At 68.4% G+C, this 14822-nt stretch carries 15 protein-coding genes and 1 pseudogene; 12 read left to right on the top strand and 4 right to left on the bottom strand.

Annotated features, from left to right (window positions below):
- Positions 1-5: 5 nt before the first annotated feature.
- Complete coding sequence (locus ASD42_RS14995) at positions 6-956, top strand: ADP-ribosylglycohydrolase family protein (RefSeq protein WP_056816925.1); 951 nt, start codon at positions 6-8, stop codon at positions 954-956.
- On the opposite strand, the gene ASD42_RS14990 is transcribed toward ASD42_RS14995, so the two are convergent.
- Together ASD42_RS14990 and ASD42_RS14985 are read right to left on the bottom strand one after the other, a co-directional pair.
- A complete protein-coding gene (locus tag ASD42_RS14990) occupies positions 923-1705 on the bottom strand; it encodes an ABC transporter ATP-binding protein (RefSeq protein ID WP_056816921.1) in 783 nt (260 codons plus the stop codon). The genes ASD42_RS14995 and ASD42_RS14990 overlap by 34 nt on opposite strands.
- Positions 1702-2373, bottom strand: a complete 672-nt coding sequence (locus ASD42_RS14985; RefSeq protein WP_056816919.1) for a FadR/GntR family transcriptional regulator — start codon at positions 2371-2373, stop codon at positions 1702-1704. Before ASD42_RS14985 ends, ASD42_RS14990 begins: the two co-directional genes overlap by 4 nt.
- Before the next feature lie 180 nt (positions 2374-2553).
- On the opposite strand from ASD42_RS14985, the gene ASD42_RS14980 reads away from it, so the two are divergent.
- A complete protein-coding gene (locus ASD42_RS14980; RefSeq protein ID WP_084787151.1) occupies positions 2554-4299 on the top strand; it encodes a 2-isopropylmalate synthase in 1746 nt (581 codons plus the stop codon).
- Between the two features lie 45 nt (positions 4300-4344).
- Here the strand turns inward: ASD42_RS14980 and ASD42_RS14975 are convergent, their stop codons facing one another.
- Both ASD42_RS14975 and ASD42_RS14970 read right to left on the bottom strand, forming a co-directional pair.
- Positions 4345-4605, bottom strand: coding sequence for a hypothetical protein (locus ASD42_RS14975; protein WP_056816916.1), 261 nt, complete (start codon positions 4603-4605; stop codon positions 4345-4347).
- Positions 4606-4713: 108 nt separating this feature from the next.
- Positions 4714-5721, bottom strand: a complete 1008-nt coding sequence (locus tag ASD42_RS14970) for a YeiH family protein (protein ID WP_056816913.1) — start codon at positions 5719-5721, stop codon at positions 4714-4716.
- A gap of 107 nt (positions 5722-5828) precedes the next feature.
- Between ASD42_RS14970 and ASD42_RS14965 the strand changes: the two genes are divergently transcribed.
- The 10 genes and pseudogenes from ASD42_RS14965 to ASD42_RS14920 all read left to right on the top strand — a co-directional run.
- The gene (locus ASD42_RS14965; RefSeq protein ID WP_056816911.1) at positions 5829-6434 is read left to right on the top strand and encodes a YdcF family protein; all 606 of its coding nucleotides are present in this window, start codon (positions 5829-5831) and stop codon (positions 6432-6434) included.
- A gap of 36 nt (positions 6435-6470) precedes the next feature.
- A complete protein-coding gene (locus tag ASD42_RS14960) occupies positions 6471-7445 on the top strand; it encodes a LysR substrate-binding domain-containing protein (RefSeq protein ID WP_056816908.1) in 975 nt (324 codons plus the stop codon).
- 75 nt (positions 7446-7520) lie between these two features.
- Complete coding sequence (locus tag ASD42_RS14955; protein WP_056816905.1) at positions 7521-8330, top strand: GntR family transcriptional regulator; 810 nt, start codon at positions 7521-7523, stop codon at positions 8328-8330.
- A gap of 5 nt (positions 8331-8335) precedes the next feature.
- Positions 8336-11001, top strand: a pseudogene (locus ASD42_RS14950) (fumarate reductase/succinate dehydrogenase flavoprotein subunit).
- The gene (locus tag ASD42_RS14945) at positions 11001-11228 is read left to right on the top strand and encodes a 4Fe-4S dicluster domain-containing protein (protein ID WP_056816902.1); all 228 of its coding nucleotides are present in this window, start codon (positions 11001-11003) and stop codon (positions 11226-11228) included. Before ASD42_RS14950 ends, ASD42_RS14945 begins: the two are co-directional and overlap by 1 nt.
- Positions 11229-11238: 10 nt before the next feature.
- Positions 11239-12651, top strand: a complete 1413-nt coding sequence (locus ASD42_RS14940) for an ABC transporter substrate-binding protein (protein ID WP_056816900.1) — start codon at positions 11239-11241, stop codon at positions 12649-12651.
- A 29-nt stretch (positions 12652-12680) separates the two neighbouring features.
- Entirely contained in the window at positions 12681-13544 is an 864-nt protein-coding gene (locus ASD42_RS14935; RefSeq protein WP_084465373.1) for an ABC transporter permease, read from the top strand.
- Positions 13541-14296: an ABC transporter ATP-binding protein gene (locus ASD42_RS14930; RefSeq protein ID WP_056817273.1), complete on the top strand. Its 756-nt coding sequence runs from the start codon at positions 13541-13543 to the stop codon at positions 14294-14296. Before ASD42_RS14935 ends, ASD42_RS14930 begins: the two co-directional genes overlap by 4 nt.
- Positions 14293-14628, top strand: a complete 336-nt coding sequence (gene fdxA / locus ASD42_RS14925) for a ferredoxin (protein WP_056816898.1) — start codon at positions 14293-14295, stop codon at positions 14626-14628. Before ASD42_RS14930 ends, fdxA begins: the two co-directional genes overlap by 4 nt.
- The coding region (locus ASD42_RS14920) for an NAD(P)-binding protein (protein WP_156677474.1) at positions 14625-14822 on the top strand (198 nt) is incomplete at its 3' end. The genes fdxA and ASD42_RS14920, both read left to right, overlap by 4 nt.

Raw genomic sequence — 14822 nt, 5'->3', positions numbered from 1 at the left:
GGGCGATGATTGCGCTCAGCATGCTGAATTCCGAAGCCTCTTTCGACAGCCTCGAAGGCTTATCCGTGGGGGATGCGCTGGGCGCGCAATTCTTCGTCCCCGGGCGCTCGATCCCCGATCTTCTTGCCGGACGACCACCGGTCGCACCCTGGCAATGGACCGACGACACCGAGATGGCGTGTTCGGTGTACGCCGAGATCCGAGAACGCGGCAGGGTGGATCGCGATGCTCTCGCGGCCGCGTTCGCCGAGCGTTGCGAACCGTATCGCGGCTACGGTCCGGGCACAGTGGTTGTGCTGCACGAGATTCGAGACGGGCGTCCGTGGGCCGAAGCGGCGGGTGCGGTGTTCGGCGGGCGGGGATCGTGGGGAAACGGGGCCGCGATGCGGGTGGCGCCGCTCGGTGCGCATTTCGCCGGAGATCCGGACCGGGCCGCGGCGCAGGCGGCGATGTCCGCGGAGCTGACCCATCGGCATCCGGAAGCGATCGTCGGTGCGATGGCGGTCGCGGCTGCGGCCGCATACGCCGCCGCCTCTCGCGAAAAGGGCTGTACGCCTGACGAATTGCTGCTGGCTGTCGAGCCGTATCTGGTCGACGGGCGCACCGCGCAGGGTGTGCGTCGAGCCCGGCAGCTGCTCGGCCGAACGGTCGCCGAGGCTGCCTATGAACTGGGCAACGGCGCAAGGGTCAGCGCTCACGACACCGTGCCCTTCACCCTGTGGGTGGCCGCTACATACCTCCACGACTATCCGGCGGCGGTGTGCGCCTGTATCGAGGCGGGCGGAGACGTCGACACCACGGCCGCGATCGTCGGCGGAATCGTGGCAGCCCATACCGGCACCGGAAATCGCGGTCGCACCCGGGGAATTCCGGCGGAGTGGCTCGCCGCGCGGGAACCGCTGCCCGCATGGGCGCTGGGTTCTCAGCGGGCGCGAGCGCTCCAGCGGCCGTCGTAGCGGACTTCGATCGGGTGGGCGAAGGCGGTGGAGACATGGTCGGTGGTGATGACCTCGGTGGCCGGGCCCGCGGCCACGGTGTGGCCGTCGGCGATGAGCAGGGCGTGGGTGGTGGTGCTCGGAAGTTCCTCGAGGTGATGGGTGACCAGGATCGAGGCGACCTCGGGGTGGGTGTGATCGAGGGTGTCGATGGTGGTGAGCAGCTGTTCGCGGGCGGCCAGGTCGAGCCCGGTGGAGGGTTCGTCCAGGAGTAGGACCCGGGGGTCGCTGATCAGGGCGCGGGCGATGAGGGTGCGTCCGCGCTCGCCCTGGGACAACGTCGGCCAGATGTCGTCGGATCTTCCGGACAGACCGAGGGTGTCGATGATCGCATCGGCACGGGCGAGGTCGTCGGCGGACGGTGACCAGCGCATCGGCGTATCGATCGTGCCGGTGACGCCGGTGAGGACGACCTCGCGCACCGTGAGGGCGTAGCGCAGGGGATGACGCGGGTTGACGTGGCCGATCGAGCGGCGCAGCCGAGCCAACTCCACCCGGCCGAACTGTTCGCCGAGCACCCGCACGGCCCCGGTGGTGGGGAAGGTGACCGCGCCGCAGAAGCCCAGCAGCGTGCTCTTGCCCGCGCCGTTGGGGCCGAGCAGAGCCCAGTGCTCACCAGCGCGCACGGTCAGCGAGATGCCGTTGATGATCTTCTTGCCGTCGCGACGGAAGGTCACCTCGTCGAGTTCGATCACAGGAGCGCCGGTCATGTGAAGGCATCCTTCAAGGCGGACAGGTGGGTGCGGCTGAATTCCGCGGCGGCAGTGGGGTTCCGGTCGGCGATCGCCTGGGTCAGCTGCTCGTGCGCGCAGTGGTCGGCCTGCTCGGAGCGAACCGGGCGCAGCTCGAGCATGTCGATCATGGCCAGGCGCAGGCGCGGGAGGAAGCTGTCGAACAGTTGGGTGAGCACGTCGTTGTGCGCGGCGACGATGACCGCGCGATGGAAGGCCATGTCGGCGTCGACGTGAGCGGCGACGCTCTGGCCCTCGGCGCGGCGACCCGCCAGGGCGCGCCGGATTGCTCGCAGGTCAGCGGGCGTTCGCCGGTGCGCGGCGAGGGCGGCGGCTTCGGCTTCGATCGCGATGCGCGCCTCGATCACCGCGGCGATGGTGGCGCCACGCAGCACGACATCCCAGTCCTCGGAGACGTCGAGTGCGGTGACGAACACCCCGGAGCCCTGCCTGCTGTCGAGCACACCTTTGCCCGCGAGTTCCCGGATCGCCTCGCGCAGGGTCGAGCGGCCGACGCCCAACTGGGCGGCGAGCAGCGTCTCACCCGGTAACCGATGGCCCAACGGCCATTCACCCGCGCGGATCCGCGCGAGCAGGAGTTCAGCCGCTTGTGCGGCCAGCGGTTGACGTCGTACCTGCGATACCACCGATAAACCTCTCTACTTGTCTGAGGAGTTGTGGTAGAAGTGTACCCATCATGACCAACACCGCGCTTCTTCTCGGCCGCCACGGCGGGGCCTGACCGACCGGCCGCCCCGCCGTGGGGCTCAGTCATGGCCGGTCGCCGTCGTCTCGTGGCCCGACGTGGCCAGGAAGCAGAGCAAGTCATGACCGAATTCCCCACCCTGACCACCCCCTCGGGCGCTGTCGCCGACGGCGCGCCCGCGTGGAACCGGCAGCGCCACTCGGCGATGCCGTCGTACCGATACCGCGATGTCCATCGGCGCGTGGATGTCCCTGTCGGGCACCGTGACTGGCCCGACGCGAGGATGACCACCGCGCCCCTGTGGGTCCCCGTCGACCTGCGTGACGGCAACCAGGCGCTGGCCGAACCGATGGACCCGGCTCGCAAACGCCGGTTCTTCGAGCTGCTGATCGCCATGGGCTACAAGGAGATCGAGGTCGGCTACCCGTCCGCCTCGCAGACCGACTTCGATTTCGTGCGACTGCTGGCCGAGACCCCGCTCGCCCCGCCGGACGTGGCCGTCGTCGTGTTCACCCCGGCGCGTCGTGACCTGATCGAACGGACCGTCGAGTCGGTGCGCGGTATCGCCAACGAGGTGGTGATCCACCTGTACACCGCTACCGCGCCGGTCTGGCGTGCGGTGGTTCTCGGCAAGGATCGCGCACAACTGCGCGAGTTGATCGTCGCCGGTGCTCGCGACGTCCTGGAACTGGCGGGCGAGCTGCCGAACGTGCGGTTCCAGTTCTCGCCGGAAGTGTTCAACCTGACCGAACCGGATTTCGCCCTCGAGATCTGCGACGCCGTCACCGAGCTGTGGCAGGCGGCCCCGCAGCGGCCGGTGACGCTGAATCTGCCTGCGACAGTGGAGGTCGCGACCCCGAACATCTATGCCGACCAGATCGAATACATGCACCGCAACCTGGCTCGCCGCGACGGCGTGATCCTGTCGGTGCACCCGCACAACGACCGGGGGACCGGCATCGCCTGCGCCGAACTGGCTGTGCTGGCAGGCGCGCAACGCGTGGAGGGCTGCGTCTTCGGCAACGGCGAACGCACCGGCAACGTCGACATCGCCACCCTGGCCCTGAACCTGCATGCCCAGGGCGTGGACCCGATGATCGACTTCTCCGATATCGACGAGATCCGCCGCACCGTCGAGCACTGCACCCGCCTGCCCATCCACGAAAGGCACCCGTACGTAGGCGATCTCGTCCACACCGCCTTCTCCGGCACCCACCAGGACGCGATCGGCAAGGGCATGGCCGAGCACCGCCGACGGGCAGCGGCCGAGGACATCCCCGAACGCGAATCGCAGTGGCAGGTGCCGTATCTGCCGATCGACCCCGCCGACCTCGGCCGCTCCTACGACGCCGTGATCCGGGTCAACTCACAGTCCGGCAAAGGCGGCATCGCCTACTTGCTGCACACCGCATACGGGCTGGCCCTGCCACGGCGTCTGCAGATCGACCTGGCGAAGCGGGTCCAAGAACACGCCGACGAGACCGGCGCGGAGATCACCGCCAAGGAACTGTTCACGCTGTTCGAGCGGGCCTACACCGCCCCCGAACACCGAATCACGCTGGTGCGATGGGAGATCGCCGACGACACCACCGAGCTCGTCCTCGCCGCGCACGGCAACGAACAGCGCTCGGTACGCCACAGCGTGGGCCCGGTCGAGGCACTGGCCGCTGCCCTCGCCGAGGCGGGCCACCCCATCGAGATCCTCGGCCTGACCCAGCATTCCGTGAACACAGGCGCCGACAGCACTGCCGTGAGCTACGTCGAATACCGAGCGGCGGGCCGCACCGGGTGGGCGTTCGGCCGCGACACCTCGGTCCTGGCGGCCTCGCTGGACGCGGTGATGAACGCCGTCAACGCGACGGAATAGGTCTATCGGGGCGGTCGCACTGTCGACCGCCCCGAGCAGGGCGCGTCAGTCCTGATCGCCCTCGCACCAGTCGTCGAACGCGTCGAACTCCGCCTCGTACTGGGGCGGAATCGAGTCCTCGACGGCATTCTCGATCGGGTCCCAGATCGTATTGCACCCCTCGGGGGCGGGCGGCCACGACTCGATGTACTCGACCAACGGCGACGAAGGTGGCTCGGCTTCCTCAGCCGCTGCGACGCCCGCGGTGGCCAGGGTCAATGCCGCGGCGGCACCCGCGGTGGCGATGATCCGGCAAACACTGTTCATGACATCCTCCTGTCCGCGCCGACATGTGATGTCCAGCAATCCTAGCTGCGCGCGACCGTGCGGCTCAGGTGCGAGAGGCCGTCGTAGTCGTCTGCTGGGCAGTTGCTGTCAGCACCAACCGGTCAGGGACATGAGGCCGAGGCTGGTGGTGCCGAGGATCAGGCCGAGGGTGCCGCCGAGGATCAGGGGGCGCGGACCTGCGGTGCGCAGGCGGGCCAGGCTCAGGGAGGTGCCGATGGCGGCGAGGACGGCGGCGATGAGCCAGCCGCTGAGGTCGGCGAGCGGTGCGGTCAGTTCGGCCGGGACGATGCCGAGGCCCGCGATGACGGAGGCGGCCAGGAACAGGATCACGAAGAGCGGGACCGCCTGACGCAGAGAGGGCTTAGGTAGATCGGTCACCTCGGCGATGTGGCGGCGGCCGACGTGCAGGCCGACGCAGAGCGGGATGATGGCGAGGCTGCGCACCATTTTCACGATCACCGCGAACTGGGCAGCGGCCGCGCCGAAGATGACGCCCGCGGCCAACACGGACGACGTGTCGTTGATCGCGGTGCCCGCCCACAGTCCGAAGGCCTCCTGCGACAGGCCGAGAGCGCGGCCCATCGGCGGATACACCAGCACGGCCGTGACATTGAAGATGAAAATGGTGCACAGGGCGTAGGCGACCCGTTGCTTGTCGGGCCGAAGGACCGCGGTGGCCGCGGCGATCGCGGACGCGCCGCAGATGGTGGTGCCCACGGCGATGAGGGTCGCCGACTCCTTGTCCACCGCCAGCATCCGTCCGACGAAGAACGCCGCCACCCCGCCGACGAGCAGCGTCCCGATCAGCACCACCGCCGTCTCGCGCCCCACACTCATCACCGACCCCAGCGGCAGGCCGAGCCCCAGCAGCACGATCGCCAGCCCGAGCAAGCGCTGGCGGGCGACATCGAGCCCGGGGCCGAACGTCTCGCCCGTCACGTCCTTGCGTCGCAGCACCATCCCGGCGACGGCGCCCGCGCCGAGCGCGAGCACCGGCGTGCCGATCATCGGCAGCGCCTTGCCGAACGGCGTGGCCACGGTAGCCAGGAGTGCGGCCAGGATCAGGCCGGGAGCGAGAGCGGGTACGCGGTTCACTCCTTCACCCTCGCGCCACCGAGGACTCCGAGGTAGAGCCCGAATTCGCAGGTGGTCATAATTTGCGCTTATGGCCCTGTCGATGGGGTGTGTGGTTTCCTGGAGACGTGCGGAAACGAACCCGGCTGACTGTCGCCACCGGTGTCGGATTGATGCTGTGGGGTGAATGGGCGAATCGGCGCGCCTCTCGTCGGGGCGTCGGCCCGCCACGCTCAGGGTCGGAAGCAGTCGTGGTCCTCGGGTACCGCAACACCGGTTCGCGCGCCAACGGCATGAACCGGTGGCGAGTGCGCGCCGGTCTGCGATCCATCGATCCGCGTGCGACCGAGACCCGCCTCGTGCTGTGCGGGGGCGCCTGCGCGGGTCCGGAGACCGAGGCGGCGCTGATGGGGCGCTACGCCGTGGAAACCTGTGGCTACGAGGGCGAACTGGTCCTGGAGGAATCGAGCCGATCCACTTGGGAGAACATCGCTTTCGCGATTCCGTACCTGAAAGACGTCGACCGGATCAAGATCATCTCACTGCCCACCCATGCCGAGACCGCCCGCGCCTATCTCACGGAACAGAGCCCGGAACTGGCCGTCCGACTCGTCCCCGGACAGGAGTACCGGTTCGGCGAATGGATGCCGCTCAAACCGGCGTTCGCCCTCTACGGGGTGGCCAAGAAGCTGCGCCGCCGATTCGGCCCGGATCACGGCGGCGACGGTGCCTGATGTGGTGGCGCGCCGCCGGTCACCCATAATCGGGCCATGACGTTGCCACCCGGAACCCCCGACCTGGAGGTCCTCGATCTCCTCGTATCGGTGGCCGAGCTGGGCAGCCTGGGTGCCGCCGCGCGCAGACACGGGGTCAGCCAGCCCGCCGCGAGCATGCGAATCAGCGCGCTGGAACGGCGCATGCACGTGAAGCTGCTCGACCGTGCGCCGACCGGTTCCGAACTCACCGACGCGGGTCGCGCCGTCGTCGCTCACGCGCGCACCGTCCTGGCTGCTGTCAAAGACCTCGTGGACGATGTCGCCCGGCTTCGCGCCGCACAAGCCCCACGCCTGCGCATCGCCGCCTCCAAGACCATCGCCGACCATCGCATCCCCCATTGGCTCGCCGCCCTGCGCGCCGATCACCCCGAAGTCGTGATCGCGCTCGAAGTCGAGAACTCGACACAGGTCGCGGGCCTCGTGCGGGACGGCACGGCCGATCTCGGATTCGTGGAAGGCCCGCATCCACCGGCCGGACTCGGCAGCCGAGTGCTCGGCGCCGACGACCTGGTCGTCGTCGTGGCACCGAATCATCCATGGGCGCAGCGCAAGACTCCGGTCACGCTGACCGAGCTGGCAGGCACCGCCTTGCTGTGGCGCGAACCCGGCTCGGGCACCCGCGACACCGTATGGGACCTCCTGGCCACCGCGGCCCCACCCACGGGCCCGGCGGCCGAACTCGGCTCGACCGGCGCGATCGTGGCGGCGGCCCGAACGGGCATGGCTCCCGCGGTCCTGAGCCGCTTGATCGCCGCACCGGACCTCGTCACCGGCACCCTGGTGGAGGTCCCCTCGGCCGACTCGGCCCGCCTGACCCGCAAATTCCGCGCCATCTGGCGCCGCAACACCCCACCGTCGGGACCCGGTGAACTGCTCGTCGATCGGGCCGCGCGCCTCGAAATCGCCCGTAGCTCGGTGGTGGGACTCCCCACCGAGACCGCATCGTCGCAGGTCGAGGGCCTGGAGTAAAACCAGGAACTGGCGTAACCGGCCGGTAATTGCCCGAAACGTCCGCCGTAACGCGGCGTTCGCAGCATTTGCCGCATGACAGCCACTCCAGCCTCCTCGGCGAGGCCACGGCCTCCCGATCCGGGTTCGGGCAGACGCAGCGCACCGGCCCGGCGTATCCGCGACATCCTGCGCGCTCGCATCCGCAGCGGCGTCTACGGCACTCGTGCACTGCCCGCCGAAGCCCAGCTCGCCGCCGACTTCGCCACCAGCCGCAATATCGTCCGCGACGCACTCACTCTGCTCCGCGACGAGGGCCTGATCGACCGAGTCCCCGGTGCGGGCACATTCGTCGTCGCCGACAAGGCGGTACAGGGCCTCGACCGACTGCGTGGCCTCGCTGAAACCTTCGAGACCAGCAGTGACCGGGTGGTGAACCAGGTCCTGCTCGCCGAGGTCGTGCCCGCCACACCGCTGGTCGCCGAACGGCTCGAGCTGCAGCCCGGCGACCCGGTCGTCGCCTTGGAACGGGTGCGCTACCTCGACGGCGCTCCGCTCTCGCTCGACGCCAGCTATCTCACCGCCGACGTCGGCATCCCACTCCTGGACAAGGATCTCGCCGGCTGCGACGTGTTCGGCCTCCTCGAAGCCGAACTCGGTCTGCCACTCGGCTCGGCCGCGGTCGCGATCGAGGCGGTCGCCGCCGATCCCACTGTCGCCGGACTGTTGCAGGTCCGCGCGGGATCTCCGTTGCTGTTCGTCGAACGGCTCACCTACACCGACTCCGGTCGACCCGTCGATCTCGAATACATCCGCTATCGCGGCGACCGGTTCTCCCTGTCCGGGCGGCTCGACCGCGTCCCGGTGACCCCGCGGCGCACCCGCGACAACAACGAAAGGGGTTGATCCCCATGCAGGTTCCACCGCTGACCGACCGGCGAGAACTCGTCTGTGACGTCCTGATCGTCGGTGGCGGCACCGCGGGCACCATGGCCGCGCTCACCGCGGCCCGCCACGGCGCCAACGTGCTCCTTCTCGAAAAGGCCCACGTCCGGCACTCCGGCGCACTGGCCATGGGCATGGACGGCGTCAACAACGCCGTTGTCCCCGGCAAGGCCAGCCCGGAGGATTACGTCGCCGACATCACCGTCGCCAACGACGGCATCGTCAACCAACGCACCGTCTACGAAACCGCGACCCGGGGATTCGAGATGGTGCAACGCCTCGAAGGTTACGGCGTCAAATTCGAGAAGGACGAGCACGGCGAATACGCCGTCCGCAAGGTACACCGCTCCGGCTCCTACGTCTTGCCGATGCCCGAGGGGCGCGACGTGAAGAAGGTGCTCTACCGCACCCTGCGCGCCCGAGACGTCCGATCCAAGGTGACCATCAGCAACCGGGTGATGCCGGTACGGGTACTCACCGTCGACGGACGCGCGGTCGGCGCGGTCGGATTCGACACGCGCACCGGCGAATTCGTCACCATCTCGGCAGGCGCGGTGATCCTGGCGGCGGGTGCGTGCGGTCGGCTCGGTCTGCCCGCGTCGGGCTACCTCTACGGCACCTACGAGAACCCCACCAACGCCGGTGACGGCTACGCGATGGCCTATCACGCCGGCGCCGAACTCTCGGGCATCGAGTGCTTCCAGATCAACCCGCTGATCAAGGACTACAACGGTCCTGCCTGCGCGTATGTGGCCAACCCGTTCGGCGGCTACCAGGTCAACTCCGAAGGCAACCGCTTCGTCGACTGCGACTACTGGTCAGGTCAGATGATGGCCGAGGTCAAACGCGAACTCGACAGCGCACGCGGCCCGATCTACCTGAAACTGAGCCACTTGCCCGATGCCACGATTCGCGAGATCGAAGGCATTCTGCACACCACCGAACGCCCCACCCGTGGCACCTTCCACGAAGGCCGCGGCACCGACTACCGCACCAGCGACATCGAGATGCACATTTCCGAGATCGGTTTGTGCAGTGGACATTCCGCGTCGGGAGTCTGGGTCGACGAACACGCCGCGACCACGGTGCCCGGGCTCTACGCGGCCGGCGATATGGCGCTGGTGCCGCACAACTACATGATCGGCGCCTTCGTCTACGGCGACATCGCCGGTGAGCACGCGAGCGAATTCGCGCGCGGCGCAGCACACCCGGACCTGCCGGCCGATCAGATCGAGGCCGCCCACGAGCTGATCTACCGCCCCTTGCACAACCCCGACGGCCCGCCACAGCCGCAGGTCGAGTACAAGCTGCGCCGCTTCGTCAACGACTACCTGCAGCCGCCCAAGGCGCAGTCGTATCTGACGCTCGGCGTCGAAGCCTTCGAACGGATGAGCACCGATATCGCCGCGATGGGCGGACAGACGCCGCACGAACTGATGCGCTGCGCCGAGGTCACCTTCATTCGAGACTGTGCCGAAATGGCGGCGCGTGCTTCCCTGCGCCGGACCGAAAGTCGGTGGGGGCTCTATCATCAGCGTGCGGATTGGCCCGCCAGCAACGACGCCGAGTGGTTCTGCCATCTGAACCTCTTTCGCGGTGCAGGCGGTGCGATGGAGTTCAAGACTCGGCCGGTCGCGCCCTATATCGTGCCCGTGCCCGGTTTCGTGCGGCCCGACGGAGTCGCCGATGTGGCTGCCCCCGAACTCGTCGGCGCGTGGGGTGCCCGATGAGCGCGCGGCTGCTGACCCTGCTCGAGCTCGCCGACGAATGCCCCGAACTCGACGAGCTCACCCCGTTTCTGACCGACCCGCACCCGGAGGTTCGCCGCACCGCGCTGTCGGTGTTGAGTGAAACCACCGACGACTGGTCCCGAGCGGCACCGATCTTCGCCGCCGCGCTCGCCGATACCGATGTCGACGTGCGCCACGCCGCCATCGGTCTGCTCACCGAACTCCTCGAAGTGCTCGTTCCGGGGCCGGAATTCGATGCCGCCCTGCGAAAATGCGTCTCCGCACCGGAGCCTGCGGTGCGCTCGGCCGCCATCGAGGCGCTGTGGCGACACCGCAGGGTGGACGCGGGTGAGCTGGCGCGATGGCTGGTCGATCCGAATGCCGCGGTGCGGCGCACGGTGGTCGGCGGCCTCACCTCGGTCGACGCGCTCGACGAACTCGCCGTCGCTGCCGCCGACGAAGACCACGACGTGCGCATCGGTGTCGCGAAAGGGATCGCGGCGGTCGGTGATCCGCGCGGCGCGGTAACCCTCCTCGCTTTGGCGGCCGATCCCCAACCGCTCGTCCGGGCGGCCGCGCTGTCGAGTCTGGCGGGCACCGGCTGCGACGAACACGCCGCCGCGACGGCCACCGTGGCCATCACCGATCCGGCGTGGCAGGTCCGCCAAGCAGCGGCGATCGCCCTGGCCGCCGCGGACCCCGAACTCGCCGCGGCACCGCTGCTGTCGGCGGTCTCCGACCCCAATCTCGACGTCCGCAAGGCGGCAGTGCGCGCACTGGCCGAACGGATCGCCGAGCGACGCGACATCACCTCGGCGCTGCAGGCGGCCCTCGACGACCCGGACGCCGATGTCCGTGCCTTCGCCCGCATCGGCATCGCCAACTCTGGAAAGGAACTCTGATGGCCCAGGTCAATGCCCGCCTCGATGTCCCCGTCTCGGTCGACGAGGCGAAATGTATCGACGGCTGCACCCTCTGTGTGGACATGTGTCCGCTCGATTCCCTTGCCATCCACCCGGATTCGGGCAAGGCGTACATGCACGTCGACGAGTGCTGGTACTGCGGGCCGTGTGCCGCGCGATGCCCGGTCGGCGCCGTCACCGTGAACATCCCGTTCCTGTTGCGTTGAGAGAGCCATCATGAGCATCCGAATCCCCGCGCTGCTGCTCGGTGTCGCCGCGGTGGCCTCCCTGGCCACCGGCTGCGGGGGCGCCGACGACGGCAAGACCGTCACCGTGAACATCGGCTACCAGTCCAAGACCATCAATACCGTCACGGCGGGCACCCTGCTGCGTGATCGTGGCACCTTCGAGGCCGAACTCGCCGAACTCGGCAAGACCAAGGGCCTCACCTACAAGGTGGAGTGGAAGGATTTCGCCGCGGGCCCACCGCTGACCGCACAGATGCTGGCAGGTCAGGTCGACATCGGCTCGATGGGCGACGCACCGATCCTGGTCAACGGATCCAAGACCCGTGATCACGCCGACGTGAAATCCGAACTGATCGCCGTCACCGGCTACAATCTGCGCGGTTCGCTGAATCAGATTGTGGTGCCGACGGATTCGAAGGCAGCGACGATCACAGATCTGCGCGGTGAGATCGTGTCGACCAGCGTCGGGTCGGCCGCGCACGGCATGCTCGCCACGGGGCTGTCCGCGGCCGGGATGACCCTCGACGATGTGAAGCTGCTCGGTCAGGATCCCGCCGTCGGCGCCTCGGCTCTGCAGGGTGATCAGGTGGCCGCGCTGGCTCAGTTCGTGCCGTGGCCACAGAAGCTCGTCTACGACGGTAAGGCGAAACTGCTCTATGACGGTGGCAGCGCGGGCATTCCGACCTTTCACGCCGTCGTCGCGAGTGAACGCTTCGGCACCGACAACCCCGACATCGTCACCGCGTTTCTCACCGCGGTGCGCAAAACCACGGACTATCTCAACCAGAACCCACTGGCCGCCGCGCAGCGAGTCGCCGAGATCACCGGGTTGCCCGCCGAGGTGGTGTATCTCTACAACGGCCCGAACGGCCTGGTGAGCTTCGATCCGACGATCAAACCTCAGCAGGTGGACGCGCTCGGCAAGCTGCTGCCGTTCCTGAAAAGCCTCGGCGCACTGGCGGACCTCGACCTCGGCGAGTTCGTCGACGACCGCTACGTGCGTGCTGTGTACGGCGCCGACTACGACACCGCCCGCGCGTCGGTGGCCGCCGCCGCACCACTGACCGGTACCGATGCCGCGTGCGGGGGAATGGTGGACGGAATCCCCACCGCCTCGGAAGTGTGGTTCGCCGACACCCCGACAACCATGGTCGCCAGAACACCGACCTGTCTGCTGCGGCAGATCGCGGCCACGGGTGCCACCGTCCGCGCCGCCTACGTGCCCGACCACGGCACCGGGATCCGGCTGTTCGCCGCGACCGCGACCTGGGTCAGCGATCCCGCCGTCGGCCCCGACGATCGGCTCTTGCCGTTCGCGACCCGCGTCGGTGCACAGCAGTACGCCGCCGCCCATCCGGGCGTCACGGTGATCGACTACCAGGCAGCACTGAAGGCCCGCTAGATCCGTCACGTGAGACCAGGAGGCTCACCATGACCATTTCCGCCGAACCCCGCACCGCGCCCGTCGCGGCCCCCGAAACCGTTGCCACACCGACGAGTTCACCCATCCGATTCGCCGTTCCCACCAAGGTGCGCAAGGCTGTACTGACCGCCGTGCCGCTGTTGGCGTTGCTGCTGGGCTGGTACCTGCTCACCACCAATCAGGTCGTGTTCTGGTTGCGTTTCGACAAGATCCCTACGCCCGCACAGGTATTCGACTCCTTTCGCACGCAGCTCGGTGCGTCGACCTACTACCGTGACATCTTCTCCAGCACCCGCCGCATCCTGATCGGCTTCGGCCTCGCCACGGTGTCCGGCGTGCTGATCGGTATGGCGGTGGGTCGCTCGGCCGTGGTCAGCGCGCTCGTGCGGCCGGTGCTCGAGGTGTTCCGGCCGATCCCGGCGATCGCGCTGGTGCCCCTTGCCATCCTGCTGTTCCCGACCGGTGAACAGGGCATCGTGTTCATCACCTTCTTCGCCGCGTTCTTCCCGGTCGCGGTGAGCACCATCCACGCCATGCACGCGCTGCCCAAAGTCTGGGAAGAGGCGGCCCACACCCTCGGCGCCCGCCGCCGCGACATCCTGTTCCAGATCGCGCTGCCCGGCGCGCTGCCCGGCATCTTCTCCGGGCTGTCGGTGGCGATGGGTGTGGCCTGGATCTGTGTGATCAGCGCGGAGATGATCTCGGGTCAGTTCGGTATCGGGTACTTCACCTGGCAGTCCTACGGGCTCCTGGATTATCCGGGGGTGATCGTCGGAATGCTCACCATCGGCCTGCTCGGCTGGTTCACCGCCTGGTTGGTCGAACTGGCGGGTCGCCGGGTGAACCGGTGGCTTCCGAGGGCGCAGCGATGAGCGCCGGCGCCGCGGTGCGGCTGCACGGGTTGCGTATCGCCTACGGTGAAAGTCTCGCCGCCGAAGTCGATCTCGATGTCGACGCGGGTCAGATCGTGGTACTGCTCGGCCCATCGGGCTGCGGCAAATCCACGGTCCTGCGGGCGATGGCCGGGTTGCTGCCGCCGATCGGTGGGACGGTCACGGTCGACGGTGGACCCTCGGCGCAGCACTGCTCGATGGTGTTCCAGGAGGACGCGTTGCTGCCGTGGCGCACCGCTCGGCGCAATGTCGAATTCGCGCTGAAACTGCGCGGGGTATCACGGCGCAGCCGCCGCATCGAAGCCCAGGAACTGCTGAACCTGGTGGGGCTCACAGAGTTCGGTGATCACCTGCCCGGTGCGCTCTCGGGCGGTATGCGTCAGCGCGTGCAATTGGCGCGAACGTTGGCCGCGCAGCCACGGGTGCTGCTGATGGACGAACCGTTCGGCGCCCTCGACGCGCAGACCCGCGCGGATATGCAGCGCCTGCTCATCTCGGTGTGGCAGCAACGCCGAACCACGGTGCTGTTCGTGACCCACGACGTCGACGAGGCGCTCCTGCTGGCCGACCGGATCGTTCTGCTCACCCCGCGCCCTGCCCGCATTCAGCGCGTCATCGAGATCGCCTCACCGCGCGCACCCGGCGCCCGATTCGAACCCGAATTCGCGCGTCTGCGTTACGAAATCCTCGCCGCCCTCGGCGAGCCCAACGAGAAGGAACTACAGCCATGACCTTCGTCATCGGAGCCGCCTGCGTGGACGTCATGGATCGCGCTTGCGTGGAGGAATGCCCGGTCGATTGCATCTACACCGGTGACAGGATGGCTTACATCCATCCGACCGAGTGCGTGGATTGCGGTGCGTGCGAGCCGGTCTGCCCAGTCGAGGCGATCTATCTCGACGACGATATCCCGCCGGGCCAGGAAGGGTTCGTCGCCACGAACGCGGCCTTCTTCGACACGGTGCTCCCCGGCCGCGACACTGCGCTGGGTTCGCCTGGTGGCGCGGGTGCGGTGGGCGAACTCGGCGTGGACACGCCGTTCGTCGCGGGGTACGAGAAATGAGAACCCCACTGCGGGTGGCGATCATCGGCGCCGGGCCCGCCGGTATCTACGCCGCCGACGCGTTGATGAAGTCCGATGCCTGCTCAGACGGGGGAGTGAGCATCGACCTCTACGAGCGCATGCCCGCGCCCTTCGGTCTGATCCGCTACGGCGTCGCGCCCGACCACCCGCGCATCAAGGGCATCATCACCGCC

The sequence above is a fragment of the Nocardia sp. Root136 genome (assembly GCF_001427185.1).
Classification (GTDB): domain Bacteria; phylum Actinomycetota; class Actinomycetes; order Mycobacteriales; family Mycobacteriaceae; genus Nocardia; species Nocardia salmonicida.
Note: the sequence above shows the minus strand (reverse complement) of the source record. Positions and strands in the feature narration are given on the sequence as shown.